Origin of the sequence: Bartonella sp. MM73XJBT, from assembly GCF_028618465.1 — a bacterium.
Lineage (GTDB): Bacteria > Pseudomonadota > Alphaproteobacteria > Rhizobiales > Rhizobiaceae > Bartonella.
In genome coordinates this window covers 1-25,016 of record NZ_JAQISY010000016.1, presented here as the reverse complement: position 1 = coordinate 25,016, position 25,016 = coordinate 1, and the positions used below count along the sequence as shown (strand labels likewise).

The 25,016-nt window shown below is 37.4% G+C and carries 31 protein-coding genes, 1 tRNA gene and 3 pseudogenes; 18 read left to right on the top strand and 17 right to left on the bottom strand.

Features of this window, described 5'->3' with window-relative positions; all coding sequences use genetic code 11:
- Positions 1-261 precede the first annotated feature (261 nt).
- The 3 genes from PVV69_RS06405 (at position 262) to rpoH (ending at position 3,749) form a co-directional block, all read left to right on the top strand.
- On the top strand, positions 262-1,692 hold the full coding sequence (locus PVV69_RS06405) for an aldehyde dehydrogenase family protein (RefSeq protein ID WP_273756892.1): 1,431 nt from the start codon (positions 262-264) through the stop codon (positions 1,690-1,692).
- 31 nt (positions 1,693-1,723) lie between these two features.
- Positions 1,724-2,728, top strand: a complete 1,005-nt coding sequence (locus PVV69_RS06400; RefSeq protein ID WP_273756891.1) for an RluA family pseudouridine synthase — start codon at positions 1,724-1,726, stop codon at positions 2,726-2,728.
- 148 nt (positions 2,729-2,876) lie between these two features.
- Entirely contained in the window at positions 2,877-3,749 is an 873-nt protein-coding gene (gene rpoH / locus PVV69_RS06395) for an RNA polymerase sigma factor RpoH (protein WP_273756889.1), read from the top strand.
- 167 nt (positions 3,750-3,916) lie between these two features.
- On the opposite strand, the gene PVV69_RS06390 is transcribed toward rpoH, so the two are convergent.
- The 3 genes from PVV69_RS06390 to PVV69_RS06380 all read right to left on the bottom strand — a co-directional run bounded on the left by PVV69_RS06390 (position 3,917) and on the right by PVV69_RS06380 (position 8,332).
- On the bottom strand, positions 3,917-5,344 hold the full coding sequence (locus tag PVV69_RS06390) for a hypothetical protein (protein ID WP_273756888.1): 1,428 nt from the start codon (positions 5,342-5,344) through the stop codon (positions 3,917-3,919).
- A gap of 247 nt (positions 5,345-5,591) precedes the next feature.
- Entirely contained in the window at positions 5,592-6,881 is a 1,290-nt protein-coding gene (locus PVV69_RS06385) for an adenylosuccinate synthase (protein ID WP_273756887.1), read from the bottom strand.
- A gap of 293 nt (positions 6,882-7,174) precedes the next feature.
- Complete coding sequence (locus PVV69_RS06380) at positions 7,175-8,332, bottom strand: phosphoserine transaminase (protein WP_273721449.1); 1,158 nt, start codon at positions 8,330-8,332, stop codon at positions 7,175-7,177.
- 411 nt (positions 8,333-8,743) lie between these two features.
- On the opposite strand from PVV69_RS06380, the gene PVV69_RS06375 reads away from it, so the two are divergent.
- Positions 8,744-8,819, top strand: a tRNA-Phe gene (locus PVV69_RS06375).
- Positions 8,820-8,919: 100 nt separating this feature from the next.
- Here PVV69_RS06375 and PVV69_RS06370 read toward each other — a convergent pair.
- The 10 genes and pseudogenes from PVV69_RS06370 to PVV69_RS06325 form a co-directional block, all read right to left on the bottom strand.
- The gene (locus tag PVV69_RS06370; RefSeq protein ID WP_034454822.1) at positions 8,920-9,123 is read right to left on the bottom strand and encodes an AlpA family transcriptional regulator; all 204 of its coding nucleotides are present in this window, start codon (positions 9,121-9,123) and stop codon (positions 8,920-8,922) included.
- A 72-nt stretch (positions 9,124-9,195) separates the two neighbouring features.
- A complete protein-coding gene (locus tag PVV69_RS06365) occupies positions 9,196-9,819 on the bottom strand; it encodes a lambda exonuclease family protein (RefSeq protein ID WP_273756886.1) in 624 nt (207 codons plus the stop codon).
- 1 nt (position 9,820) lies between these two features.
- Positions 9,821-10,585: pseudogene (locus PVV69_RS06360) on the bottom strand (ERF family protein).
- Positions 10,586-10,736: 151 nt separating this feature from the next.
- Positions 10,737-11,267 carry an antA/AntB antirepressor family protein gene (locus PVV69_RS06355; RefSeq protein ID WP_273756885.1) on the bottom strand — a complete coding sequence of 177 codons (531 nt, stop codon included), beginning with the start codon at positions 11,265-11,267 and terminating at the stop codon, positions 10,737-10,739.
- A 359-nt stretch (positions 11,268-11,626) separates the two neighbouring features.
- Positions 11,627-12,388: an antA/AntB antirepressor family protein gene (locus PVV69_RS06350; RefSeq protein ID WP_273756884.1), complete on the bottom strand. Its 762-nt coding sequence runs from the start codon at positions 12,386-12,388 to the stop codon at positions 11,627-11,629.
- 9 nt (positions 12,389-12,397) lie between these two features.
- Complete coding sequence (locus tag PVV69_RS06345) at positions 12,398-12,790, bottom strand: Rha family transcriptional regulator (protein WP_273756883.1); 393 nt, start codon at positions 12,788-12,790, stop codon at positions 12,398-12,400.
- A gap of 86 nt (positions 12,791-12,876) precedes the next feature.
- Entirely contained in the window at positions 12,877-13,218 is a 342-nt protein-coding gene (locus tag PVV69_RS06340) for an antA/AntB antirepressor family protein (RefSeq protein WP_273756882.1), read from the bottom strand.
- A 66-nt stretch (positions 13,219-13,284) separates the two neighbouring features.
- Positions 13,285-13,656, bottom strand: a complete 372-nt coding sequence (locus tag PVV69_RS06335; RefSeq protein WP_273756881.1) for a hypothetical protein — start codon at positions 13,654-13,656, stop codon at positions 13,285-13,287.
- 407 nt (positions 13,657-14,063) lie between these two features.
- On the bottom strand, positions 14,064-15,119 hold the full coding sequence (locus PVV69_RS06330) for a type I restriction endonuclease (protein WP_273755789.1): 1,056 nt from the start codon (positions 15,117-15,119) through the stop codon (positions 14,064-14,066).
- A 19-nt stretch (positions 15,120-15,138) separates the two neighbouring features.
- Positions 15,139-15,792, bottom strand: a complete 654-nt coding sequence (locus PVV69_RS06325) for a LexA family transcriptional regulator (protein ID WP_144755024.1) — start codon at positions 15,790-15,792, stop codon at positions 15,139-15,141.
- Between the two features lie 93 nt (positions 15,793-15,885).
- Here PVV69_RS06325 and PVV69_RS06320 point away from each other — a divergent pair, with 93 nt between their 5' ends.
- The 8 genes and pseudogenes from PVV69_RS06320 (at position 15,886) to PVV69_RS06285 (ending at position 20,276) form a co-directional block, all read left to right on the top strand.
- Entirely contained in the window at positions 15,886-16,161 is a 276-nt protein-coding gene (locus tag PVV69_RS06320) for a helix-turn-helix transcriptional regulator (protein WP_273755790.1), read from the top strand.
- A 16-nt stretch (positions 16,162-16,177) separates the two neighbouring features.
- Entirely contained in the window at positions 16,178-16,615 is a 438-nt protein-coding gene (locus PVV69_RS06315; RefSeq protein ID WP_273756880.1) for a hypothetical protein, read from the top strand.
- An 81-nt stretch (positions 16,616-16,696) separates the two neighbouring features.
- The gene (locus PVV69_RS06310) at positions 16,697-17,176 is read left to right on the top strand and encodes a crossover junction endodeoxyribonuclease RuvC (protein ID WP_273756879.1); all 480 of its coding nucleotides are present in this window, start codon (positions 16,697-16,699) and stop codon (positions 17,174-17,176) included.
- A 79-nt stretch (positions 17,177-17,255) separates the two neighbouring features.
- Positions 17,256-17,498, top strand: a complete 243-nt coding sequence (locus PVV69_RS06305; protein ID WP_404978375.1) for a hypothetical protein — start codon at positions 17,256-17,258, stop codon at positions 17,496-17,498.
- Positions 17,488-18,625: pseudogene (locus tag PVV69_RS06300) on the top strand (DUF1376 domain-containing protein). The gene PVV69_RS06305 and the pseudogene PVV69_RS06300 overlap by 11 nt, the downstream one beginning before the upstream one ends.
- Positions 18,609-18,989 (top strand): hypothetical protein, encoded by a 381-nt coding sequence (locus PVV69_RS06295; RefSeq protein ID WP_273756878.1) that lies wholly within the window; start codon positions 18,609-18,611, stop codon positions 18,987-18,989. Before PVV69_RS06300 ends, PVV69_RS06295 begins: the two are co-directional and overlap by 17 nt.
- Before the next feature lie 156 nt (positions 18,990-19,145).
- The gene (locus tag PVV69_RS06290) at positions 19,146-19,493 is read left to right on the top strand and encodes a hypothetical protein (RefSeq protein ID WP_273756876.1); all 348 of its coding nucleotides are present in this window, start codon (positions 19,146-19,148) and stop codon (positions 19,491-19,493) included.
- Between the two features lie 234 nt (positions 19,494-19,727).
- Positions 19,728-20,276, top strand: a complete 549-nt coding sequence (locus PVV69_RS06285) for an antA/AntB antirepressor family protein (protein WP_273756874.1) — start codon at positions 19,728-19,730, stop codon at positions 20,274-20,276.
- 56 nt (positions 20,277-20,332) lie between these two features.
- Here the strand turns inward: PVV69_RS06285 and PVV69_RS06280 are convergent, their stop codons facing one another.
- Both PVV69_RS06280 and PVV69_RS06275 read right to left on the bottom strand, forming a co-directional pair.
- Positions 20,333-20,638 (bottom strand): BrnA antitoxin family protein, encoded by a 306-nt coding sequence (locus PVV69_RS06280; protein ID WP_273756873.1) that lies wholly within the window; start codon positions 20,636-20,638, stop codon positions 20,333-20,335.
- Positions 20,616-20,915, bottom strand: coding sequence for a BrnT family toxin (locus PVV69_RS06275; RefSeq protein WP_273756872.1), 300 nt, complete (start codon positions 20,913-20,915; stop codon positions 20,616-20,618). The genes PVV69_RS06280 and PVV69_RS06275 overlap by 23 nt, the downstream gene beginning before the upstream one ends.
- Before the next feature lie 193 nt (positions 20,916-21,108).
- Between PVV69_RS06275 and ssb the strand changes: the two genes are divergently transcribed.
- The 4 genes and pseudogenes from ssb (at position 21,109) to PVV69_RS06255 (ending at position 22,769) form a co-directional block, all read left to right on the top strand.
- Positions 21,109-21,564: a single-stranded DNA-binding protein gene (gene ssb, locus PVV69_RS06270; RefSeq protein ID WP_273756871.1), complete on the top strand. Its 456-nt coding sequence runs from the start codon at positions 21,109-21,111 to the stop codon at positions 21,562-21,564.
- 11 nt (positions 21,565-21,575) lie between these two features.
- A pseudogene (locus PVV69_RS06265) lies at positions 21,576-22,112 on the top strand (hypothetical protein).
- 64 nt (positions 22,113-22,176) lie between these two features.
- Positions 22,177-22,377 carry a type II toxin-antitoxin system HicA family toxin gene (locus PVV69_RS06260; protein WP_273756869.1) on the top strand — a complete coding sequence of 67 codons (201 nt, stop codon included), beginning with the start codon at positions 22,177-22,179 and terminating at the stop codon, positions 22,375-22,377.
- Positions 22,374-22,769, top strand: a complete 396-nt coding sequence (locus PVV69_RS06255; RefSeq protein ID WP_005774032.1) for a type II toxin-antitoxin system HicB family antitoxin — start codon at positions 22,374-22,376, stop codon at positions 22,767-22,769. Before PVV69_RS06260 ends, PVV69_RS06255 begins: the two co-directional genes overlap by 4 nt.
- 168 nt (positions 22,770-22,937) lie before the next feature.
- Here the strand turns inward: PVV69_RS06255 and PVV69_RS06250 are convergent, their stop codons facing one another.
- Positions 22,938-23,360 (bottom strand): type II toxin-antitoxin system HicB family antitoxin, encoded by a 423-nt coding sequence (locus PVV69_RS06250; RefSeq protein WP_144754996.1) that lies wholly within the window; start codon positions 23,358-23,360, stop codon positions 22,938-22,940.
- 20 nt (positions 23,361-23,380) lie between these two features.
- On the bottom strand, positions 23,381-23,563 hold the full coding sequence (locus PVV69_RS06245) for a type II toxin-antitoxin system HicA family toxin (RefSeq protein WP_038473319.1): 183 nt from the start codon (positions 23,561-23,563) through the stop codon (positions 23,381-23,383).
- A gap of 353 nt (positions 23,564-23,916) precedes the next feature.
- On the opposite strand from PVV69_RS06245, the gene PVV69_RS06240 reads away from it, so the two are divergent.
- Entirely contained in the window at positions 23,917-24,243 is a 327-nt protein-coding gene (locus PVV69_RS06240) for a hypothetical protein (RefSeq protein ID WP_273756868.1), read from the top strand.
- Entirely contained in the window at positions 24,240-24,821 is a 582-nt protein-coding gene (locus PVV69_RS06235; protein ID WP_273756867.1) for a hypothetical protein, read from the top strand. The genes PVV69_RS06240 and PVV69_RS06235 overlap by 4 nt, the downstream gene beginning before the upstream one ends.
- Positions 24,822-25,016: the final 195 nt, after the last annotated feature.

Here is a 25,016-nt window from a genome sequence, read left to right as displayed (position 1 = left end):
TACAGTGATATATTCATTTTTTATAAAGAGAATTCTAAGATAAAAATGCCGAAAAATTGCTCAGACTTCTCTGATTTCATTTCATAAAAACGATTAGTACAAATCATATCATTCGTCAGTATAGGTGTGCGCTTTCAATTCTCTGACCTTGTTGTTATAATAAGCTGATTTCTTTATCTTCGAGAAGATTATCCTTGTTATTTTTGTTTAAAAAGGCTCAAATAGAGCAAAATTTAATAATACAAAAATAGGGAGCGAATCATGTTGAACAAGCGGAAATTTTATATCAATGGTCTATGGGATGATCCAAGCACTCCTAATGATTTTCAAGTCATTGATCCATCAACAGAAGATGCTTGTGCTGTTATTACCCTTGGCAGCACAAAAGATGCAGATAAAGCAATTCATGCTGCTAAAGCAGCTTTTCAGAGTTGGAAAACAACTCTACCTCATGAACGCCTTAGCTTCGTTGAAAAAATTCTAGAAATCTATGAAAAACGCTCAAGCGATATGGCAAAGACCATTTCCATGGAAATGGGAGCACCTATCGATATGGCACTTAATGCGCAAACCGCAACAGGTAGTTCTCATATTCGCAACTTTATTAAAGCTTACAAAGAGTTTTCATTTCAAAAGGCTTTAATAGAAGGAAATGAGCAAGCAATTCTTCATTATGATCCTATCGGCGTCGTAGGGTTAATTACCCCATGGAATTGGCCTATGAATCAAGTGACTCTTAAAGTTATCCCTGCTCTCTTGGCTGGTTGTACTATGGTCTTAAAACCCTCTGAAATTGCGCCTCTTTCTGCTATGCTGTTTGCGGAAATTTTAGATGAAGCAGCTTTGCCTGCTGGCGTTTTTAATTTAATCAATGGCGATGGTGCTCATGTTGGTGCTTACCTTTCAGCCCATCCAGATCTAGAAATGATCAGCTTTACTGGATCAACCAGAGCAGGAAAAGATATCTCTAAAAATGCGAGCAACACTTTAAAACGGGTCTGTCTGGAACTTGGAGGGAAAGGAGCAAACATCATCTTTGCTGATGCCGATGCGAATGCTGTTCAACGTGGTGCAAAACACTGCTTTTATAATAGTGGACAAAGCTGTAATGCACCAACACGGATGCTTGTGGAACAAAGCATCTATGACGAAGCTATAAAAACAGCCAAAGATATTGCTGAAACAACAAAAGTTGGGGCAAACCATCAAGCAGGAAATCATATTGGCCCTGTCGTATCAAAACAACAATACGACAAAATTCAAGATCTTATCCAATCTGGAATTGATGAAGGTGCAACTCTTGTCGCAGGTGGAATTGGTTTACCAATAGGAATGGAGCGCGGTTATTATGTACGCCCAACAGTCTTTGCTCATGTAAAACCTCATATGCGTATTTTTCGAGAAGAAATCTTTGGTCCAGTTCTCTCAATTATTCCCTTTCAGACAGAAGATGAAGCCATAGCCCTAGCCAATGATACCGAATACGGTCTTACAAATTATATACAATCGCAAGATCGTAACAAATGTCGTCGTATCGCTGCACAAATACGTTCTGGTATGGTAGAAGTTAACGGACATGGATTACCCAGTGGAAGTTACTTTGGAGGCGTGAAATTTTCAGGACGTGCTCGTGAAGGTGGTCACTGGGGAATCAAAGAATTTCTTGATACCAAAGCAATTTCATACTGGTAAAAGGATCTTAAAAAAACTTAATAGGAAGCGTATGGTAACACAGCAAATAACGGATGAAGGTGCTCTTGGGCAAAGACTTGATCAGTGGCTTGCTAAACAATATCACAAGGCTCTGTCACGTTCACGTCTGCAAACCCTCATCCGCGAAGGTTATCTTAAAGTTGATGGACAACTTATAAAGGAGCCCAAAACAAAATTAAAACCTAACCAAATCATCGAATTGACAATGCCTATTCTGCGTGATGCAGAACCTAGCGGTGAAGCCATTGTATTGGACATTCTCTTTGAAGATGATCATATCATTGTTATCAATAAACCAGCTGGTCTTGTTGTTCATCCTGGCAATGGTAATTGGACAGGAACATTAGTTAATGCTCTTATCTACCATTGTGGAAAGAGTTTATCTGGTATCGGTGGTGTTAAGCGCCCTGGTATTGTTCATCGTCTCGATAAAAATACCAGTGGAGTTATGGTCGTCGCCAAAAATGACCTTGCTCATAAAAGCCTTAGTGCCCAATTTTCTGACCACGGACGTACCAGCGCATTAGACCGACGTTACCACGCCTTGATTTGGGGGACACCTCACCATAATGTTTGGACAATCGATGCATCTCTTGGCCGTTCTCCCCATAACCGAACAAAACAGGCTGTCGTCCATAATCAGCATCCGCATGCTCGCCATGCTATTACACATTTTTCTCTCTTAGAAAAATATGGTACCTATGCAGACTCAACATCTGTTGCTAGTCTTCTGGAATGTCGTCTGGAAACTGGACGTACTCACCAAATCCGTGTTCATATGGCACATATCGGACATCCACTTATAGGCGACACTGTTTATGGCAGTGCTTTTAAAACAAAAACGAATACGCTTCGTCTCATCATTAAGAATGCAATCGATCAATTTAACAGGCAAGCGCTCCATGCAGCTAGCCTGACTTTTCAACATCCGGCGACAGATAAAATTATGTCTTTTTCTTCACCACTCCCCCAAGATATGGCTGAACTTATCGAGCATTTAAAAAAAATAAATTGAAACTTTTCATCTTTTCAGGATTTCACAATAAAATATCTCTTTTTGAACAAAATTGAAAATTATGCTAGGATGAAGTTGGAAAGATATTTATAATGTCTGGAAATAGAATTTGCCTTGTAAGGGAATTCGCATAAAAGGAGGGTGCTCTATGGCCCATATGAATTTACTATCAGTAACGACAGGTGACGGAGGATTAAATCGTTACCTAGAGGAAGTTCGTCGTTTTCCGATGCTTGAACCAAAAGAAGAATATATGTTGGCTCAGCGTTATCGTGAACATAATGACTTAAAAGCTGCCCATAAATTGGTAACCAGTCATTTGCGTCTTGTGGCTAAGATTGCGATGGGATATCGAGGTTACGGGTTGCCTATTGGAGAGGTTATTTCAGAAGGCAATGTTGGACTTATGCAAGCTGTTAAACGTTTCGAACCGGAACGCGGTTTTAGGCTCGCAACCTATGCCATATGGTGGATTAAAGCGTCAATACAAGAATATGTATTGCGGTCGTGGAGTTTGGTAAAAATAGGAACAACCGCCAATCAAAAGCGATTGTTTTTCAATCTTCGTAAGTTAAAAAGTAGGCTTCAAGCCCTTGATAGTGGCGATCTTAACGCAGAACAAGTAAAAGAGATTGCAACCAAATTGAATGTTACAGAAGATGAAGTTGTTTCAATGAACCGCCGACTTAGTGGTGACTCTTCACTCAATGCGCCTCTGCGCACAAAAGCAGGTGAGAACGGTGAATGGCAAGATTGGTTGGTGGATGACACTAACAATCAGGAACAAACTTTAATTGAACAAAGTGAATTGGAAAATCGTCGTTCCATGCTTGCAAATGCTATGGATACCCTAAGTGAGCGTGAAAAGCGGATATTCAAAGCACGTCGTTTAAACGATAAGCCACTAACACTAGAAGAGCTCTCAAATGAATTTCATATCAGTCGAGAACGTGTAAGACAAATTGAAATGCGTGCCTTTGAAAAAGTACAGAATTCTATTCAAGAATCTGCTTTACCTTAAAGTTAAAGGTAGAATCTTTAAAATTAAGTATAAAGCCAATTGTTTGCGCATTCTTAGAATAGAACAAAAGTAATGCTCTGTTGGCTTTATATTTTTCGATTGATCTATAATGTTTTTTTAATGGAGAAGGTCTTTTTGCAGTCTTTTATCCTATCTCTATTTGTGTTTTATTTTTTTTGACCAAGAACTGTTAGCTTATCTGATTGCGAAAGCCATTGCCCAATCACTTCATTAAAAATAGCTTCCCCTGTTGGTCCTTTTGCGAAAGTTAATTCGTTTATACGTCCATTTTTATCCGTTAATATCAAACGTATCCAATCCAATTCCCGCATCAATTGTAAATTTCGGTCAAGAAATAGACGATTGCCGCTTAATGCAACAAGAAAAAAATCATCACCAATCTTTGTTGAAATAGTTCTTGCTAAAGCTTGACCAATAGAATGTTCACTTGCTTTAAAAGTTAATGCTTGAACATTGCTTATAGCTTGACCTGAAAATTTATCAGAAGGAATAAAAATAAGATCTATAGTATATGCAGCAGGAAAAGAGACATCGGTATTACGACGTAAAATGAGCCGTAATGATAACCCTTCATCGGGAATTGTTATATCACCTTGTATCGCCGATTCTTCCGGAGTACTCTTCCCATGAGATTCCTTTATAAGTGTCCAACGAACACTCCCCGTTGCTACTTTTTCTATATCATAATTTGTGCGCGCTTGATAAAAAATAGCTTCACCAGACTGTTCAACTGACTGCAAATTGCTGGTAACAACTTTTGAGATTCCTTCTTCATTTACAGTATCTGCTGTTTGATCTAAACCAACATCAATTTCGCTCCCATCCTCTAACAAACGTTTCGTTAACTTTTTCGTGATCGAAAGTGCCTTTGGTAATGCATGAGAAACTTGAAGATTTTCCCTCGGCAATTGATGATTATTTGATATAAATATACGCTTACCAACAAAAAAAATACCAACAGTTAAAATAATAAGACTAGCAACAACAGCAACACTTATCATAATACGTTTTTTCATCGATGATTGATTAGCACGACGTACAGCTTGAGAAAAAATATATGAAACAATATGTGGATTATCTCTTTGCGAAGAAGGAGATAAAGGAGAAATTTTTAATATCTCCCCATCAACATGCTGAGAAGCCAAATAATCCTTCATATTGATAGGTTCTGCATCTGGTATCCCTGATACACAAGGCTCATTAAAGACCTTGTTATTCTTTGAACTTGTAACAGAACTTTGTCTTTCTTCTGTTTCTCTCTCTGAAAATGCATTCCCTTGTGGCGATCTAGAGTTTTGTATGTTCTTATCATCCTCAGCTGTATCTTTAGGGATCCAGCCAATAACTGAAGAAAGTCTCTTCTTTTCAATTGCTAAATATTCTTCTTCAACGATTGCAATAGCATTCTGTAAAATCTGTCGTTGTTCATCTGCCATTGCTTGTGGTATTGTCGTTACTACAAACTGATGTTCTAATGTCTCGATAGCTCGTTTATAAATCTGCTTACGTACTTGTGGTGTAACATTATTTTGCGCATTGATTGCTTTTTTTAAGATTCCAACGAAATCTACCATATCCTCTATAATCTTTCTCACACTGAGAAAAAACCCAGTTGTAAAGCCCTAAACGTCTCTCTTTTAGCCTTCTAAATTGATAGTCATTTATATTGTATATTGATACAACTATCGTAATAATTTAAAATGAATATGAAAAATAAACAATGCTCTTTTGCATCTTTCTCTCACTCACTCACAAACCACCTCTTCGTAGAAAAATACGAGAGATAAACCAAAAACCTATATAGAAATTTCAAAATGATCATTAATTTGCAAAAGGATCAGTAATAAGAATAGTATCTTCGCGCTCAGGGCTAGTAGATAATAAAGCTACCCGCGTACCAATCAATTCTTCAATATAGCGTATATACTGGATAGCCTGCACCGGTAAATCTTCCCACCTCAAAGCATGCGCTGTTGCTTCCTTCCAGCCTTCTAATGTCTCATAAATGGGCTTCACACGGACTTGTGCGCCCATGGAAGAAGGTAAATAATCGATTCTTTTATCATCAAGCTCATAACCAACACAGATTTTAATTTTATCCAAACCATCTAAAACATCAAGTTTTGTTAGTGCTATACCCTGGACACCACAAATTGTTACCATCTGACGTACTAAGACAGCATCAAACCAACCACATCGACGTTTTCGACCAGTTACAACACCAAACTCTTTGCCACGCATGCCAAGAAATTCACCAATATCATTGATTTGCTCTGTTGGAAATGGGCCTTCTCCAACACGTGTTGTATAAGCTTTTGCAATACCTAAGACATAATGTATTGCTCTTGGCCCCATACCTGAACCAGTACATGCTTGTCCAGCAACTGTATTAGATGATGTTACATAAGGATAAGTCCCAAAATCATTATCCAATAAAGCACCTTGTGCACCTTCAAAAAGAACATGCTTTCCCATCCGATCACTGTCATCTAAAAGACGCCACGTACAATCCATAAAGGGTAGAATTTCATCGGCTACTTGCATCAACTCATCATAAAGCGCTTGAGAATCAATCTCCACAACCCCCATTCCACGACGCAAAGCATTATGATGTCGCAAAAGTCGTTCGATTTTAGCCATAAGTGTATCAGCTTCTGCCAAATCCATCACGCGGATAGCACGACGTCCCACTTTATCTTCATAAGCCGGTCCAATACCACGTCTTGTTGTACCAATTTTTAAACCCGACAAACCACTTTCACGAATTGCATCAAGATCACGATGTAAAGAAAGAATCAATGGAGCATTTTCCGCAATACGTAAAATGTCCGGTGTAATTTTTACACCCTGCTCACGTAGTTTTTTTAATTCTGCTACAAAATGATGGGGATCAACGACCACCCCATTACCAATAATGGATAACTTTCCACGAACTAAACCAGATGGTAAAAGCGATAATTTATAACTAACCCCATCAACAACCAATGTGTGTCCTGCATTATGACCACCTTGATATCTCACTACGATATCTGCCCGCTCAGACAACCAATCTACAATTTTACCTTTACCTTCATCGCCCCATTGTGTACCAACTACTACTACATTGGCCATAACTTTCTCCGTCGTGTTTTGTCAAATAAAACCAGCATTCAAAAACAAACGCTTCTTTATAACGAAAGCTTCGAATAAGTGCGACTCTTCATTTTGACTTTTTCCCAATCTTCAGGTGATTAAATTTTCAAATTTACGATAATAAAAGCAAAAAATACTCCGCTATAGAATATCGCTTCATTCTCAATCCGGCATTTGAAAATTTGTTTCTTTGACAAAAGAATATGGAAGATTGGACAACCTTCCATATTCTTCTTTTTGAAAAATGTGTTACAAAAATCCTCAAAAGTTCATTAAAGTCGGGCTTTTTCAACCTGAAATGCCCATTCAAGCCACTGTGTTAAAATTTCAAGATCAGAAGACTCAATTGTTATGCCTGTCCACACTCGCAGTCCTGGAGGAGCTTCTCTATACGAACCAATATCATAAGCAGCACCCTCTTCATCAAGACGATTCACTATCGCTTTGATAAAAGATACCCGTTTTTCAGTATCCAAAGAAGTAATCACTGGGTCGACAATATCTAAACAAACAGAGATATTAGAACGTACTTTAGGATCTTTTGCCAAATATTCTAACCATGGTGTTTTGCAAACAAAAGCATCAAATACAGCAAAATTTTTCTCAACACGTGCTCTTAGCGCCGGTGCACCACCCAGAGACTTTGCCCATTTTAATCCATCAAGAAAATCTTCAACACAAAGCATAGAAGGCGTATTGACTATCTTCCCTCTAAAAATATCTTCATTCAACTTTCCATTTTTCGTCATATAGAAAAGTTGAGGCATGGACCAAGTTGGAACATGATTCTCAAGACGTTCAACAGCACGAGGACTTAAAATCACCATACCATGTGCTGCCTCACCACCCAAGACTTTTTGCCATGAAAAAGTAACAACATCTAATTTTGAAAAGTCAAGATATTGCCCAAAAGCTGCAGATGTAGCATCACAAATTGTTAATCCAGACCGCTTTTCTGGAATAAAGTCCGCATTAGGAATACGCACACCAGAAGTTGTCCCATTCCATGTAAAAACAACATCACGATCAAAATCAAGTTGTGTTAAATCTGGTAACTCACCGTAAGGTGCCTCAAAACAACGTACATCAGAAAGCTTTAATTGCTCAACAACATCTGTGTTCCACCCAAAACCAAAGCTTTCCCATGCCGCCATATCTACGCCACGCTCACCTAATAAAGACCATAGAGACGCCTCAACAGCACCAGTATCTGAACCAGGAATAATCCCTATACGATGATCCGAAGGAACTTCAAGAACCTCACGGGTTAAATTAATAACTTCAGCAAGTTTTAATTCTGCTTCTTTCGATCGATGTGAACGCCCAACTAATGCATTTTTAAGAACTTCAAAAGTCCATCCAGGTCGTTTGCTACAAGGACCTGAAGAAAAATTAGGATTATTTGGACGACAATTTGGTTTTTTAAACATGATTAGTATTTCTCCCCTTTTAAATGGCTTGTCTTTCTTTAAAGAAAAACGAATTATTATAAAGACTGAAGCCAATAGTCCCTTTAAACAAAATCAAAAATGCTTTCTCTTTATTTTGCAAGCTTAAAATACCCAGAAACCTTGTAAAAAATATCCCCCTTAAATCATGCTTCTCATATGATTCTTTTAAAAGATCCCCTCGCGTTATCACCACGATAAGATAGCATTTTGATCAAGGTACAGTAACGTATCATAATATAGCTAGCAAGTTTATTTTATAACAAAGGGGCATTATAATTACCTGGAATATGGAGATAAACTCATAAAAAATTCATTATTTTTCTTTTGGTGACTGGACAGATAAAATTTTAATGTTATAACCGCACACGTTTCACGTGTTTTGTGAAACGTGCCCAGATAGCTCAGTTGGTAGAGCAGCGGACTGAAAATCCGCGTGTCCGTGGTTCGAATCCGCGTCTGGGCACCATTTTTTGCTTTTAACGCATTGAAATATATAGATTTTTTTCTTTAAATAACGATTTTTAGACCACCTTTTAGTCCACCTATTACAGTTTATACAATTTTATCTAATTTGTTGTTATTTGCTCCGTATTTTTCTCTGGAGTAAAGGCTAAAATCTCTTTTTTTCTCCACCTTACTGCTCTCCCTAGCTTGTATGGCTTTGGAAATACACCTTGAAGAACCCAATTGCGAATCGTTGTTGTTGATACACTAAAAAGCTGGGCACATTCACGAGTTGTTACATATCTATCACCATCATCAAATATCATCTCATTACCTTTCTATTTTTTATGTTATGTAAATAGGTGGGGGTGCTGGGAGGAGAAAGCACCCCCATAGGTTTAAGCAGCTTTTGCCAAAATCTTTTGCATCTCTTGTTCTATTTCTTCTAAAAAGATCTCGACCGCTTTATTAATCTCTTCAATGTGTTCCTCATCACGATTGATACGTTTGATTTTCATGCGCAAGTGAGATGATATACCTACAAAATGCGGATTATAGCTCATGAAATGACACCATTTACGTCCCGTACAAGCCATTTGGAATTGCATTTGTGCGATATATTCAGGCTTGATAGTGTCATCTATAAAGAAGCGTAAATGGTTTAATGATTGTGGGCATTTAATCTCAATTAAACCGTCCTCACCAATAAGCCCATCTGGGCTAGCACCAGCCATTTGGATTGTGGGATGTTGGATGAATCCACACCTTGTGACCTCTGTATCATAAATGAATGCATATTCTCTCAAGGCATCTTCTTCATGTTCAATGCCCCATTGCATAGCTGGCGTTATATAAGATTGGCTTATTTCCTCTGTTAATCGCTCCGTCATAAGCTTTATTTTGTACTCCTCATATTTGCTTGTAGGCGTTCCCTTAGCTGTTTTATTGAGTACGTTATAAACGTTTGAAGCGGTGACTTTACCTAAACGGGCTTGAAACCATTCTGCTGTTCTTTGTTCCATTTCACACCGCCGTTTGTTGCTCTTGTTGTGCTTTATTCATTTGTGAGTGTTGCTTTTTTTTCAAAGCAAACAAAACAGTTTGGGCTTGTTTATAAGACATCTGTGTGAGATTTTTTACGCCTATAAAAGAAAGAATATCGCTTTCCTTTGCTTGTGTCTGTTCTATTAATTCTTTGATTTCATTCATCTGTTCAGAAGAGATACCAGCAAGAATTGTGGTTCCATCTGCATCGTCTTCTTTTCTTGCTACATTAAGAAGCATGACTAGCAGGTATCTTCGTGCATAGGTAATTGTAGAGCCAACCGCTTGTATGCTGTTTTTGCTCCCTGTAGCATCAAAGGGAAATGTTCCTTGTGTTGATATTTCATTGCCAGATATATGCTTTAAAGTCATTTCTACGGTTATACCGTTTGAATTCTGTTCTTTGATCTGAGAAAACAAGGCAAAGTGATGTTTTGCAAGAGTTTCCTTGATTGCATCAATATATTTATCAAGCGTTGTATAGATACTTTTAGTATGTGTATTAAGGGCATTTTGTTCGATGTTTTTATATTCCATTTGCATAGCAGAAAGATCACGGACAAAGTTCTGGCGCTCTTATCGTTCTATCTCCTTTTCTCGCAATTCAAGAAGGCTCTTGAGACGATCCAGATCAACATCACTTTGTAAAGCTCTTTCTAAAATAAGCTCCATAGCTGTAGAGTTGATTTCACAAGCGTTTGTTTTTTCCACTAATTCCGTTTGTGTGGTACTTATTTCACTCATCTTGATTTCCTCCATTTAAAGCGCAATTCCCCCGTGGCGTGAATCACGCTTGTGTTAAAAGTTGTTTGTGTGGTTAGAAGCCTGTCTTTAAGAGCTATGTGATATTGGTCCCCTCCCCACCTGTAAAATGAGGAGGTGAATCAATTTTTACTTAAGCCGCTTTCACAACAGATCTTGCTAAGACCTGTTTTGCTTCTTCAATTAAGGCTTTATATTTCCTGTTTTCTTCATCTACTCTGAATGCATCGATAAGACGCATATGAATAGGACCTAAAAGATACAAAACTTTTTCACCAGCGTTCATACCTTCCCAATAACTTGGCAAATCAAAGCGTGTATCATGGTCATAATCAACAGCTTGGTTTCTTAGTTTCTTTTCACATTCAATAAAGTAACGACGTGCTTGTCGTCCTTTCTCATTGCGTTCAACCATTGAGAGTTCTTTCGCCATATCTAGGGTGAGGTGATATTCTGTCATACTTACATTTTGACGCTCCCCCGTTTTGGGGAACGTTAAAAGATAGTCTTTTGTGTGAACAAATTTATATGTTTTTATGCGATTTTTAATCCATGTCGTGAAGTCGCGACCTACTTCCAAAAATGTATGCAGTTCACGCGCATTAACAGTTTGAACAGTTTCCTGATCAATAACTTTTTCTGATATTTTAATGAGAGTGTTCATTATGAACTCCTATGTGCTTAAAGGTTTCTTAGTAGACATCCCAAAAGATGCCGGGTGCTAAGAAACACGGCACATAGCCCGTCGTTATGCTTTTCCCATAAAGGGTATTGTATGGCATAACCACACCCGACAATATCACTATATGTTTGCTGCATACAATGAGTCAAAGCTTTTAATTGGCGGTGGAAAGATTGTTTCGGCAATCTACCCGCTATGTGTTTAAAGTGTTTCTTAGGCACCTGCTTCGAGGATATATATACTGATAGTATATTGTCAATTAAAAAATTAAAAAACTGACGCCAATAAACAGTATCCATTTCATCAGTGAGTTTATATTTCTTTTCCATAGTGACAGCCTCTTAATGCATGCTTTGTCTTTTAAGTTCTTGAGACAGAAGCCCAATGCCTTTTGTGGTAATTTTTGCGCAAGGAATGACTTTTTCTATTCCGCAGGCGGTTTGAAGTGTGATAGTTGGACAATCCATAAGTTGCTTTTGGATTTTGTCTTGATAAGGGAGTAAATTTCCACCTGCTGCACGTCTATAAACCCAACCTTTTTGCTGTAAGAACTGAATGAATTGTTTTGGTTGCATTTCGAGGATTTTCGCGGCTTCTGTAAGACCAAAAAGGCCATCATGACGTTGTAAGCTTTCAAGAGCCATGGCTTTTGGTGTTAAATCTTCAATGATGGTGTCTTTTTGATCTATTTGACCTTGTAGGTAATTCAAAAAGCCAATCATAGCCTTTGGACTTGAATAGTCGATTTGTGGTGTTACTGCTTGCTTTACACGCTTTTCACATTCGATAAAGTATAAACGGGCTTTTCTCCCTTTCTGATTGTTCTCAAGCATAGAAAGTTCTTTGGCTCTATCGAATGTGAGATAGTAGTTAATCGCGATAACAGCCCTAGATTTTGCGCTCGCCAAATTTGGCGAGCGCAAATCTTGTGTTTTTACAAAGTCTTGTCCTTCTATAAAATTGTATCTGGTAATACGGTCCTTAATCCAATTTGAAAAGTCACGTTTTGCCTCTAAGAATGCATGCAGATCACGTGCATTTACTATCTGAACTATTTCCTGATCAATGACTTGTTCTTTAATCTCTATGAGGGTGTTGTTCATGATACTCTCCTATGCAGTCTGTTTAATTTTATTTTTGAGATGCATTATGATAGCTGTCATTGTTTCAGGGATCGAAAAGTCGATTTGAGGATTAGCTGCTTGTTCTTCTAATTTTTTCCAATAATCTATGATTTTTGCGCGTAATACAGTGTTGTAACCTAAAATGACAATAAGAGATTCACGTTTAGGAAGATGGTAACAAGGAAGAGTACGACCTGTTGAATCTTTGTATAATCCAGCAAAATTACTCAGGTCGATTTTAAGTTCGCTAAATAGTTTACGAATATCTCGTATTACATGGCCATGTCTTTTACCGCATAACTCTGCAATTTCACGACTAGACATGGTTGGAATTGTTGTGTTTTGAAAATTGCTTTCAAATGTTGTAATAAAATTACGCATGCTTCACTCCGTTCGTTGTGACAACATTGTGATTGTCATTGTGCTTAATTTGCTGTCTTAGATGTCTTAAGAAATCTTCTAATGTTTCAGGATTTGAATAATCGATTTTTGAATTTGCTTTTTTTTTCGCATTTCAGAAAATATTCACGCACTTGTTTACCTTTGAGACCAGGTTCACAAATGGCAATGTGTTTTGCTGTGTCTAAAGTGAGAGCATAATCTTTAGAAGAACAACCTCGTGAAGGTAATTTTTTGGTAGACGTCACAAAATCTAGCTCTTCTCGAAGACCAAATTCTTTAATACAATTTGCTATCCATTTTCTAAACTCGGCTTTGACCTCTAAAAAGGCACGCAAATCACGAGCACTAACGGTTTGTACAGTTTGTTGTCTTATTGTAGTACTTTGAATAGCAATAAGCTTTTCCATTACGGACCTCATATTGATAGGGGTTTGATGGATTAAAGGAAGCGCTTTTAAATGCGCCTTTAGAGTTTAGATGACATCACTAAGACGCAAACGGTTCTGCTCTTCATAAGTACCGTAGACTTCATCTTCATATTTTTGCTGTGCTAAATCGTCTAAAAGTCTATTGTAGGCATCACTTTCGCGTATAAAGTAATGAACTTCACTATCCTCATTGAGACGCTCTATATTTTCTTCTACATATGCTTCTGCGATCTCTTCAGAGATATCTTCACAACTATTCTCAGAAGGATTTACACGAAGGATTTGTATTGCATCATCTGCCTCATCAATAATTTCTTGAACTTGGCTTGCATCAAGCGGTCCTGACTGAGCAATGTGTTCATCATCATAGACAACTAATAAGATTTCATCAGAATTTATAAGAATTCGCTTATCCATAATTTCTCCTCCCTAACGCCTCTTGGCAATTGTTTGTGTTAATGTAATTTAATCTACACCAGATCGGCTTTTGCTTCTTCGTGATATGTTGTTATAGAGAAGTATACCATAAAGGATTATTATGGTCAAGCCATTTTATGCTAAAGTGGTTTTTTATAAATGAACTTTAATATTTATTACGAATCGGTTTGAGTATTGTAGCGTTCAGTGTAGAGGCATGATACTTTCTAGTATCCCGTAAAAAAATAAATCAGTTAGCTGTATTTGAAATTTATATGCAGGAAAAATTGGGGCAGTGTGCAGACAGAGCCAATCGATGGGTAGATAACGCCGTAGTTTTTTATAAAAACTGCGGACGAACAAAAAAACCCCGCTTCAGCGGGGCATACATAGGTTGTTAGAATATCTTATAAATATTTTTTTGCTGTTTCTCTTATTCTGTCTGCAAAATCATAAATATTATCTAGCGTTTCAATACCGACTTTTTCATCAATATCAGTATCGAAAAGGGCTAGTTGCTTATGTTTTCTGTTAAAGTGCAGTCGAACCAACGGCTTTCTGTTATTATTGTCAATTAAAATAGCGCAGTACGACTTTGCATCTCTGATAACAATACGGTCGGCAGAAATAACTTCGCGCGCAATTGCCTTGACAATCATGAAGCCTTCAACTTCCTCTTCGGTCGTTATTTTGGCATGTTCATTACCAATAGATGTAGCAATATTATCTTGCTTGTCGGTTTCAGTTGTTGTTTGTAAAGCGCTAGAAAGCCGACTTTTTACCGCATCAGATATTACTTCGCGAAACGCATTTTTAGTAACACCTGTGAGCATTTCTAAGACATTAGCAGTCAGGCGCCCTTCATAAACATCCGCACAAGCAACACGAACAAAACCTTCGGACGGATTTTCTATTTCTTTTTGGATGTTTTGTTTTATTCCAGATACATATTTGAGCTGCTCGGCTGTCACCAATATATTTTCAATATTAAATGCTGAGCGTTCAAACTTTTTAAGCTCTGTAAGTACCACAGTATTGTATTCTATTACATCAAAAGTAAGGAATGGCCTATTATCGAGCTTGTTTGCAGCATCAAGATCTGTGTAAAAATGAAAAAATCGACCATTTGTCAAAATCGCGAATTTAGCATTCGTTACACTAAAGTATCGATATAATTGACTTAAATGCTTTGAACTCAATTCGCAAGATATCGGTTTGCACTCAAAAAGAATACGTATCTCACCGTCTATACGGATAGCATAGTCAACTTTTTCACCTTTTTTACCAACGGCATCAGCAGTAAACTCGGGAATGACTTCAAGTGGATCGAAAATATCATACCCAAGTGCGCGCAGAAACGGTAAAACGACCGCTGTTTTGACCGCTTCTTCAGTTAACATAGTATCTGAATGATTTTTGACTTTATCAGCTATTATTTTTAAGCTCTCGTCTACTGTCCCCATTCCCGCTTCTCCTTTGTTTTCAGGGTTTTCTTAAAATCCAAAGAACTTTCCCAACTATACGAATCTCCTCTCCATCAGTTGCCCCATTTATTTTGATAGGTTCTTGATGATTGGGTTCAGTACTTTCAGGCCATAGTTCAAATCCACTAATAGTTTGACGTATACGTTTAGCTGTACGCTCAATCATTTGACCATTGAATCGGCTGCGTTCAACTATCACGAGATCGTTAGGTTCCACATTAATGCCGGCTTTTATTATGTCTACGCAAATAAGTTGATCACCATCACGAGCAATTTTGTTAAGGCAGTTGCCCTGGATTTTTAAAGCAAATTGAAAGTGAGCTGGGTATTTCGAGGTGCTGGGTACATATTCTATGTCATCAAATCCAAAATCCATATCTTCGACCGACATCCACGAGCTAGCAGCAACTTTTCCTATCACCGGTATCATTCCAATAGCATTAGATATGGGATGTATTTCCTCGTTTTCTGGGAAAAGAAGATTAAACGGCTTTACACCAAGATGTGGTGCTAACTTTTCCGCCCACTCTTTGGTTAATTTTCGCTCACCTTTTTCAAGCCGTTTTATTTGAGGTTGCGTGGTACCAGCTTTTTCAGCCAATTTCACCTGTGTGAGTCCCAAATCTTTCCTCAATTTTTTAATTATATGCATGCTCTAAACCTTACACCAAGACTGCTTATTTAACAAAGTCCATAAAGGTATTTTTTATTGACTAAAAAGTCTTTTATGGTATTTATTTGAGTTATGGAAAAATTGAAATCATATCTTACACGAAACAAACTATCTCAAGCCGAATTTGGGAAGCAAGTTGGCGTAGCACAGAGTACGATTAACAGGTATTTACGCGGCTTGCGGTTTCCTGAGCCTGAAATTGTCTTAAAGATTGAAAAGACAACCAATGATATTGTTCGTCCCGTTGACTGGTATGTCGATTTATACCCACGCCCCTCTCTTGAAGAGGTGGGCGTGCCACTTACTACAGCTGATAACAAACACCCACAGCATAATTCACAGGCTTAAAGAAGAAAGATTAGAGATGATAAATGAACCACAGATCTCTATAAGCAAAGTTCAGTTGATCGATCTTGTTAATAAGATTGGACGGGAAGACATATATTATGGTGTCCGTTCGCCTCAAGATACATGTTTTGAAACACGCATAGATCCCTTATCAAATGGTTGTCTTGTCTATATACTGCATAGTATCTTTGCGCGTGATGATAAAAAATATTTTCCGTTATCGCCGTACGATGATTTTAAACAATGGTTTTCATCTGTCTTTACGCAAATTTTTACAGCTTGGTTTGATAATCATTTTTCTCAAGAGTTGTCATCTTTTTATCGCTTAAATGAGCTGCTTTTGTTTACAGCTTTAGTCGAAAGTAATCTTGACCTTTTAAGGGATGACCTCATCGAAAAAAGAAAAGAAGAAATCAAATTAATAAGTGATGCGTGCAGTGTGTGTCTGAGTTGAGTTAATCCAATTTTTTAAAACTTATAACTACGCGCTCTGTCATAGCACACATAAAAATACGTAGAACCTTAAGGGGGGATAATGATCACTAACGCACAAACCATTCTCTGTCTTGATCTAGGGACTAAAACAGGCTGGGCGATATGCGGTGCGGATGGTCACATCACAAGCGATACAGAGCATTTTCAATCACGCCGTTTTGAAGGCGGTGGTATGCGTTATCTGCGCTTTAAGAAATGGCTTTCTGAACTAAAGAGGTCTGTTGATGAAATTGATGCCGTGTATTTTGAAGAAGTACGCCGGCATGTGGGGACTGATGCAGCGCATGTTTACGGTGGCTTTCTAGCAACTTTAACTGCTTGGTGTGAACATCATCAGATACCGTATGAAGGCATTCCTGTTGGCACAATTAAGAAGGCAACAACAGGAAAAGGCAACGCCTCAAAAGAAGAAATGATTAAGGCAATATGTTCCAAAGGACATACGCCTAAAGACGACAACGAAGCAGATGCTTTAGCAATTTTATATTTAATGAAAGAAGGGGATATACATGTCCAGTAAAATATCATGAACGAGACTGTTTGCCGATAAATGGGCGGTGGTCGTCGATTATTTACCTCCTGTAGAAGGTAATATCTATATGAGATTGCGATTTCGCATGCTTCGTACTGGTGAACCTCTTTTTTGTAACATTAAAGTTTTGTCTCATTACACTGGTTATTCAGTAAAGAAATTTGAGACAGCTTTGAATGTTTTGCTAGAAGAAGGATATATTATTCGTTTAGCAGATGGTCGTTTGTGGAGTTCAGATGTTGAGGAAGAACTCAATAACTTCAATGAAGATCTAAATAATAAAGAACAGGAGGGGAAATATGTCAACTAAGTTAGCTTGGGTTCGTTGTTTTCCTTCTGATTGGGTATCTGATGCTAGTGGAATGACGTCGCATCAAATATCGACTTATATGATGTTGATATTGCTTATGTATAAGAAGAGACAGCCAATTCTTGAGAATGCCTCTATATTAGCACGCATTTCTGGTTGTTCAGTAAAAGCTTTTAATAAAGCGCTAGATTTTTTATTGAGTGATGAGAAACTGATACGTTTAGAAGACGGTCGTTTATGGAGTTTACAGGTTGAAGAGGAACTCAACAACTCTAATGAGAATTTGAATAAGTTTTCCGAGAGAGCGCAGAAGGCAGCGAAGGCAAGATGGGATAAAAATACAAAAGATGCTTGTGATATTAAGCATGATGCTAACAGTATGCTTAAGGATGCTAAGCATGATGCTTATGATGCTATAACAAACAATACAAACAATACAAACATATATAATAAAAAAACTAAAACTATCGTTTTAGCAAAAAAAAGAAATTGGTTCTGAAAATTTAGAAACAGACGATTTGGTTGACGAACCAATCGAGCCTGCTGCTGTTGAGAGCACATCAGAACAAATCGAAGCGGTAGAAAACAAACAATCTCCCCTTCACGAGCAAGAAAACGTTCCTAAGAAAGCCAAGCAGGTTAACACTGATCGAGGTTGTCGATTGCCTGCTGATTTTGAACCCGATTATGATTTTGCACTTGCAAAGGGGTTGCCTCCAGAGCGTATCAAAATCGAGATCGCAAAGTTTCGAGATTTTTGGAAAGCCAAAGCAGGCAAGGACGCACGCAAAACCGATTGGAAAGCAACATGGCGTAACTGGGTACGCAAGGCGATTGATGATTTAGAAAAAACAAAAAACACAAACAATAATGGTGGAAACAATGGAAACTTTTCAAAAGATCAAGGAACTCGTGGTGGTACCGAAGAGACAATCCGTAACCTTATCCGTGAAGCAGGATTTAGTGAATCCACTTCGAGACATTGCACGACAGATGGCGCAATACGTCACAAGGGAGTATCCATGGACCTTGATCAGTGGCGTGAAATTAACACCAGTTCTAGAGGAACAAGCTTTCACAACTTATCAGACAGTTCAAAACTTACTTACCTTGAAAGCGTCTGTTGAAGACATTGCAGAGGCTCTTGATGTGCTTGAAGGTGGCTTGACAATGCAAAAAGTTTCCAATGCACAAGCACGTGCAAAGGCTTATATCGCTGCTCTTAACGGCATTTCACTCTGGGCTTTGTTGCAGGCTGTTAAAAATCTTATACGTGGAGAAGCCAAAGGCATGTCAACAACCTTTGTCCCTTCATGTGCTGATCTTGCGAACTATTGTCGTGATTTGGAAAGCAGGCTTTTGGGAGTTTCTGAGAAAGTTTTTATAGCCATTGAAAATACTCGCAACAAGGCATTGGGTGGTAAACGTATTTCATTCACGAGGATAGGTAAGCCCGATGAAGAGCATCATAACAATTCAAAAGCGGCTTAAAACAGCAAAATAGTGAAAAGTGCTGATGGTTTTGAGATTAGATATGCTTTTAAATCGACAAAAGTGCGCCGTACAAAGCGATTTAAAGATTTTATGATGAAAAATCATCATCTGTAATATAAAACGCCCTGTACAGTCAAATTTGAGGATTAAGACATGCAAATTTTACAACGTCTGTTCTTAACACAACGTAAACAGCCCATGCAAAAAAAGTTTGTGGCAACGGCTGTTGGATATGTTCCATGGAGAGATGGAGCAGCAGAATATTTTTACAACCTCTACGAATATGAAGATGGCAGGAGAGAGTGTGAAAAATTTGATGGCGGTCAGTATTACACCATACCAGAAAATGCGGATTTTAGTACCAAAGCGCAAGTGAAAGCTTGGGTTTACGGTGGTGCTATTCCGAAAAGCGTTCTCAATTACGAACCTCTTATAGATGAGATCAATAAAGAGATCAAAAAATTATCGGAAGCTTCTGAAAAAACAATGATTAGATGCTAACTCATATCAGGAACAACTTGACAAATTTTTAAAAGCCATTAGGTTACGAGGCAGGCTTAAAACACCTGTAACCAATCGGTTCAACAGTATCCCGAAAGATCTGTTGTCCTTCATTTTATTATTCCAGGGTCTTCACGTGTATGTCCAAGGGTAACCTAAAGATGTGAAGGACTGAATTGGTTCGGTTGTTTTAGCCCTGGATACTTAAACTTTTAAAACAAAGGAACCAATATTATGAACACAATCATTAAAATATCAGAAAAAATTATTGAACAAGAAATTGTGCAAACGGTCAATGCGCGTGAGTTACACGCGTTTTTGGAAATAGGAAAAGATTTCTCTACTTGGATTAAAAACCGCATTCATCAGTATGAGTTTGAAGAGGATAGTGATTTTATAAAAACACAAGATTTGCGGTCCCCAAAATTGGGGAGCGCAAAATCTAGAGCTGTTACAGCAATAGAATATCATCTCACTCTAGACATGGCGAAAGAGCTCTCAATGGTTGAACGCAATGAGAAAGGTAGACAGGCTCGACGCTACTTTATTGAATGTGAAAAGAAACTGAGAAACCAATCTGTTGATTATGATCGTGATACGCGCTTTGATTTGCCAAGCTATTGGGAAGGTATGAACGCTGGTGAAAAAGTTTTATATCTTTTAGGTCCAATTCATGTGCGTCTTCTTGATGCCTTCAGAGTAGATGAAGAAAACAGAAAATACAAAGCTCTCATTAAAGAAGCAAAACAGGTTCTAGCAAGATCTGCCGTAAAAGCTGCTTAGATTTAAAAACGTGACTCCCCTTTCTTCTCGTCTTTTATGGCGAGGAGAAAATGAGTTTATCGCATTGAACGAAGCATGGCATCACGTAAAATGGCGTTAATCCGCGTTTGATATCCTTTCCCTTGACTTTTAAGCCACGCTAGAACGTCTGAGTCCACACGTACTGTTGTGACAGTTTTGGTTGGTTTATAGAATGGGTTGCGAACGGCGTTTTTCCAGAATGCATCATTGAGTGACGGAATATCACTATGATCAATTGCACTGTCCGGCATTGCAGCCAGCTTATCAACTTCAACTCTCTGTTTATCTGTCAAAGGTGATAAGTTACCTACATCAATTTCATAAAGAACTTTCTTCTTCATAACGTTTCCTTTCTTTCGAGTTAGCTCGCCGCGCTGAAATAATACGGATTACTTCTATACCATCTTTATCATCATGGACAGTATGCGCTACGAGCAGCAGTAAAAAACCATCCACAAGACCCAAAGTTTGCCAACGATATTCTCCGTTTTCAATACGGTCTTGTTTAACCATGGCGAACGGGTCTGCAAAAACACGAGCAGCAATTTCAAAACTGACACGGTGCTTTCTAAGATTACTTTTTGCTTTAGTTTCATCCCATTCAAATTTTATTCTCATATCTTATGTTAATACATTTATGTATGTATATCAAGAGTTTTAAATGAACACTGAACTATTTATGTTTTTTTGCATATTAAATATAATTTTATATGTTAAAAAACAATAATATCCTTTTGAAATAATTGATAAAAATAGCAAATTATGATAAGATTTTTACATATTTAAATACAAATTTAAGGTAACTAAAAACATGATGAATAAAGTGATCTTAATTGGCTATTTAGGGGCTGATCCCGAAAGCAAAACAATGAATTCTGGTGCCGAAATAGTCAATTTTCGGTTGGCTACTTCTGAGAGCTATACAGATAAAAAAACCAATCAAAAAGTAGAAAAAACAGAATGGCATTCCGTGGTGATTTTTAATCCACATTTGGCAAAAATTGCACTTCAATATCTAAACAAAGGTTCAAAGGTTTACATAGAAGGAAAATTACAGACACGCAAATGGCAAGATAAAAATGGGCATGACCGCTACACAACAGAGATTGTCTTACCACAATTCAAAGGCGAGTTGTATTTGCTTGATGCCAAAAAAGAGCAATCGGCATCCCCTACCCCTTCACCTATTACTTCTCAAAATTATGCTATCGCTTCAGGGGCTGCTGATCATAGTGCACTCATTAATAATGATAGCATACCATTCTGATTGAAAAAAATATGACAAAAAGAAAAAAACGTGCAAAACGTGGTCGTCCTCGGATTAAAGGATGTATCAGAGAACCAAATGGACGCATCTCACGAGCAAAAACACCGCATGAACCCATGGATAAATTGGCAATTGAAATGCGTGCCAAACGCTTTGGCTTGACCATAAAAGAGGCTAAAAATCCGCTTTCCGGTACCTATATCGGGCGGCTTTATTTGCAAGACGAAATCAATCAAGACCAATAGGATGCTGCGCAAAAATATCTTGAAGTAAGAAATGATTATTTATGTGCAAAAACATTGCCTAGTGCAATTTATGATGAAATGCCCTCATCTTCTGATGAAGCAGCAAGAGAGAAATGGGTTGAATTTGCAACAAAACAATTTTCGAATATGCAAGAGGTAATAAAAGAAACACAACACCTTTACAGACAGCACAATTTTTATGCTGCATTGCAATATCTTGTTATAGAAAATCAAGAGTTAGCATATCTTGTACCTTCATTACGTATCGTTCTTAATACTCTCCAAAAATATTTTGGTTATTAAAAACATTGACTTAAAATAAGAAAAAGTATAGTGTGTAAATATATACACATTATGAGATTGGGTAATGGAACAAAACAGCCGAAAGATAATTGCAAAATTAAAACGCGATGGCTTTGAGCTTGTGAAAGTGAAAGGTTCACACCATAAATTTAAAAAAGATGATAAGGTTGTTATTGTTCCACATCCTAAGAAAAATCTTCCAATCGGTACAGCGCGTTCTATTGCATTACAAGCAGGCTGGTTAAAAAAAGGAGAAGAAGAATGAAAAGATTTTTTGCTCTTGTTCATAAAGATGAAGATTCTGCTTTTGGTGTTCAGTTTCCTGATTTTGAAGGTCTATTCTCTGCTGCTGATGAAGAAGAAAATCTTATCATAAATGCAACCGAAGCCTTACAACTTTATTGTGAAGATATGGATACAGTGCCTGTTCCTTTAAAATTTGAAGAAGTGATACAACAAAAAGCTGTTAAAAAAGCTTTATCAGAAGGAGCTTTTTTAATACAAGTTCCTTTTATTGAAAATGATGCAGAAGTTGTACGTACAAATATATCAATTGAACGAGGGCTTTTACGTGCAATTGATAATTGTGCACAAGAGAGAGGTTTAACAAGATCTGCTTTTTTGGCAACAGCAGCCCGCCATGAGCTTAATATTTAGCTATATATTAATGAAAATCAAAAAGCAGCAGAGCAGGTAAACAAATTGCTATAGTTAAGAGGGATATGACTATCATTGATATCATATACACGGCATCTAATATTTCTGCACCTGTCACTTCTCTTTCCTCCTATGATAATTGTCTAGTAATTTATAAATAAATAAGTTTTAAGCGGCATCTTGGATACTAATAGTAACCTCTTTTCCAAGAGTAATAAGAGTGGATTCTAAAGAGTCTAATTTTGTTGCGTGGTTTAAATCCAACAATCGGTCAATTTGTATTGGATTGAGTTTTAAAAGCCGCGTAAGATCTGCTTTGCGTAAATTCTTTTCAACCATAGCGTTATGTATTGCAATTTTTAAAGTCACCAATGAAGATACTTCAACAAAAGGATAGGCAGTATCACGAGCTCCGAAAGGGACAACTTCTCGATCTTGGAAACGCCCCATAATAACTGTTAAAAGGGCATTTTTAGCGTGTTCCAAAGCTTCTTTTTCGTCGTTACCATAGGTAATAAATTCTTGAAAGTCTTTGGAAACAACAAGAAGAGTATCATTGTCATCTTTGATAAATTTAAGTGCATATTTCATTTACATCTCCATATTCAATCTTACCTTAGGTCAAGATCTTTAAGAATCTTTTGAACTAATCCCGTTCCTAATTCTTTCCGCGTACCATGCATAGGTAAAACGGATTTTTTAGAACCACGTTTTACAAGCAAATGGCCACCTTTCCCTGAGGTAAAACTGCAACCATGTTTTGTAAGATATCTTTTTAATTCTTGACTGTTCATAAATATAATATAACATCTAAAATGTTTAAATGCAACATAAATGTTGTTATTTGTATAAAATTAAAGATTGGCTTTTAAAATACTAAGTTTTGATCAAAAAAATAAAAAAATATACAATATTTAGATTTTTCTGTTGACAATGTGTGAAAAATTTTATTTAATGTCAGTGCTGTCCCTAGTTGTATTCTATCTAAAATTCAAAAATATCCCCTAAAATTTGATAAAATATTAAGCTTTAAAAATGGTTTAACATACTGTTTTTATTGATAAAATTGGCTTATCTATTTTGCACACATCAAAAGCCATTAATTTACCAATGATGTCATTAATTAATTGCCTCAAAAGGAGTCAAGATGAAAGCAATCATCACCAAACCAATGTGTGTTGTTGGCGATAACAAAAGCACTATTCGTTTTGAACCATCAACTTCAAGTAATCCATTTGTAGAGATTTCCAATCAAGTCTATGCCCGACTTAAACGAGCAAACGCCGTAAAACCCTTTGTTGAAAGTAGAACCACAATAAAATCTGAAAAGGTAATTGAACAGACTAAGCCAACCGAAAAAGAAGTTGTACAAACATCTTCTGAACCAAGTGCAGAAGAAACTTCACTTCAACAGACCAAAACACCTAAAGTTTCCAAGCCATCAATACCTCCTGCTAAAAAGCTTAAAAATTGAAATTAATTATCCATCAAGAATGGTATCTTCAACAGGTAAAAGATACCTTTACCAATCTTCAAGCACCACGCCTTAATTGGGCTTTACGGAATGCTATAAATACTTCAGCAAAGCAAGTCGAGCGCTTTACGGAGAAGCAAGTTGCCGACCTCTCATCAGCCCAATCAAAGCGCGTTAAAAAAAGTGTTTATATTAAAGAAAAGGCTACAGCAAAGTTTCTCGAGACAGATATCACCGGTTCTGGAACACCGATACCTCTTAAATTTTTTAAGGCAAAAGAAACAAAACATGGTGTGACTTACACACTGTTTGGGAAACAACAAATCTTGCCCCATGGTTTTATCAAGGGGGGGAATTTTCCAAAGCGTGTTGAATTAAAAAAAATGAACGGTCATGTTTTTCAAAGAGTAGACAGCGATAAATTCCCCATTGCAAAACAAGAAGGACCATCAATTGCTAAAGTGATGTCCAAGCCAGAAATTGCAAATGCTATTGCACAATATGCCAATGAAAGACTAACCAAAAACATACAGAGACAACTTGCTCGTCAAGAATACGCTGCCAATAAAAGAGGCTAGATCATGTTTTCAAGCTTTATCTCTATATTACATATCTTCATAAGTTTAAGTATTACATATTCTTATTGCAATTTTAAAAACAAATTATCACTTGCACTTTGTTATTTCCATAAAAAAATCAATAAAATCAATGCAAAAGGTACTTCCCAGCGGGTTGGCTTCGTTGCGGGGCGGACGAGCGCGAACTATCGCTAG

Excerpts from the sequence above, each read along its gene's own strand:
- rpoH (WP_273756889.1), top strand. The coding sequence starts at position 2,877 with ATGGCCCATATGAATTTACTATCAGTAACGACAGGTGACGGAGGATTA.
- PVV69_RS06260 (WP_273756869.1), top strand. The coding sequence starts at position 22,177 with ATGGAACAAAACAGCCGAAAGATAATTGCAAAATTAAAACGCGATGGC.
- PVV69_RS06400 (WP_273756891.1), top strand. The coding sequence starts at position 1,724 with ATGGTAACACAGCAAATAACGGATGAAGGTGCTCTTGGGCAAAGACTT.
- PVV69_RS06305 (WP_404978375.1), top strand. The coding sequence starts at position 17,256 with ATGAGATTGCGATTTCGCATGCTTCGTACTGGTGAACCTCTTTTTTGT.
- PVV69_RS06325 (WP_144755024.1), bottom strand. The coding sequence starts at position 15,792 with ATGCATATAATTAAAAAATTGAGGAAAGATTTGGGACTCACACAGGTG.
- PVV69_RS06240 (WP_273756868.1), top strand. The coding sequence starts at position 23,917 with ATGAAAGCAATCATCACCAAACCAATGTGTGTTGTTGGCGATAACAAA.
- PVV69_RS06355 (WP_273756885.1), bottom strand. The coding sequence starts at position 11,267 with ATGAACACTCTCATTAAAATATCAGAAAAAGTTATTGATCAGGAAACT.
- PVV69_RS06390 (WP_273756888.1), bottom strand. The coding sequence starts at position 5,344 with ATGGTAGATTTCGTTGGAATCTTAAAAAAAGCAATCAATGCGCAAAAT.
- PVV69_RS06370 (WP_034454822.1), bottom strand. The coding sequence starts at position 9,123 with ATGATATTTGATGATGGTGATAGATATGTAACAACTCGTGAATGTGCC.
- PVV69_RS06335 (WP_273756881.1), bottom strand. The coding sequence starts at position 13,656 with ATGGATAAGCGAATTCTTATAAATTCTGATGAAATCTTATTAGTTGTC.
- PVV69_RS06320 (WP_273755790.1), top strand. The coding sequence starts at position 15,886 with ATGGAAAAATTGAAATCATATCTTACACGAAACAAACTATCTCAAGCC.
- PVV69_RS06285 (WP_273756874.1), top strand. The coding sequence starts at position 19,728 with ATGAACACAATCATTAAAATATCAGAAAAAATTATTGAACAAGAAATT.
- PVV69_RS06365 (WP_273756886.1), bottom strand. The coding sequence starts at position 9,819 with ATGGAACAAAGAACAGCAGAATGGTTTCAAGCCCGTTTAGGTAAAGTC.
- PVV69_RS06250 (WP_144754996.1), bottom strand. The coding sequence starts at position 23,360 with ATGAAATATGCACTTAAATTTATCAAAGATGACAATGATACTCTTCTT.
- PVV69_RS06350 (WP_273756884.1), bottom strand. The coding sequence starts at position 12,388 with ATGAACAACACCCTCATAGAGATTAAAGAACAAGTCATTGATCAGGAA.
- PVV69_RS06275 (WP_273756872.1), bottom strand. The coding sequence starts at position 20,915 with ATGAGAATAAAATTTGAATGGGATGAAACTAAAGCAAAAAGTAATCTT.
- PVV69_RS06245 (WP_038473319.1), bottom strand. The coding sequence starts at position 23,563 with ATGAACAGTCAAGAATTAAAAAGATATCTTACAAAACATGGTTGCAGT.
- PVV69_RS06345 (WP_273756883.1), bottom strand. The coding sequence starts at position 12,790 with ATGCGTAATTTTATTACAACATTTGAAAGCAATTTTCAAAACACAACA.
- ssb (WP_273756871.1), top strand. The coding sequence starts at position 21,109 with ATGATGAATAAAGTGATCTTAATTGGCTATTTAGGGGCTGATCCCGAA.
- PVV69_RS06330 (WP_273755789.1), bottom strand. The coding sequence starts at position 15,119 with ATGGGGACAGTAGACGAGAGCTTAAAAATAATAGCTGATAAAGTCAAA.
- PVV69_RS06340 (WP_273756882.1), bottom strand. The coding sequence starts at position 13,218 with ATGGAAAAGCTTATTGCTATTCAAAGTACTACAATAAGACAACAAACT.
- PVV69_RS06315 (WP_273756880.1), top strand. The coding sequence starts at position 16,178 with ATGATAAATGAACCACAGATCTCTATAAGCAAAGTTCAGTTGATCGAT.
- PVV69_RS06255 (WP_005774032.1), top strand. The coding sequence starts at position 22,374 with ATGAAAAGATTTTTTGCTCTTGTTCATAAAGATGAAGATTCTGCTTTT.
- PVV69_RS06310 (WP_273756879.1), top strand. The coding sequence starts at position 16,697 with ATGATCACTAACGCACAAACCATTCTCTGTCTTGATCTAGGGACTAAA.
- PVV69_RS06385 (WP_273756887.1), bottom strand. The coding sequence starts at position 6,881 with ATGGCCAATGTAGTAGTAGTTGGTACACAATGGGGCGATGAAGGTAAA.
- PVV69_RS06290 (WP_273756876.1), top strand. The coding sequence starts at position 19,146 with ATGCAAATTTTACAACGTCTGTTCTTAACACAACGTAAACAGCCCATG.
- PVV69_RS06405 (WP_273756892.1), top strand. The coding sequence starts at position 262 with ATGTTGAACAAGCGGAAATTTTATATCAATGGTCTATGGGATGATCCA.
- PVV69_RS06280 (WP_273756873.1), bottom strand. The coding sequence starts at position 20,638 with ATGAAGAAGAAAGTTCTTTATGAAATTGATGTAGGTAACTTATCACCT.
- PVV69_RS06380 (WP_273721449.1), bottom strand. The coding sequence starts at position 8,332 with ATGTTTAAAAAACCAAATTGTCGTCCAAATAATCCTAATTTTTCTTCA.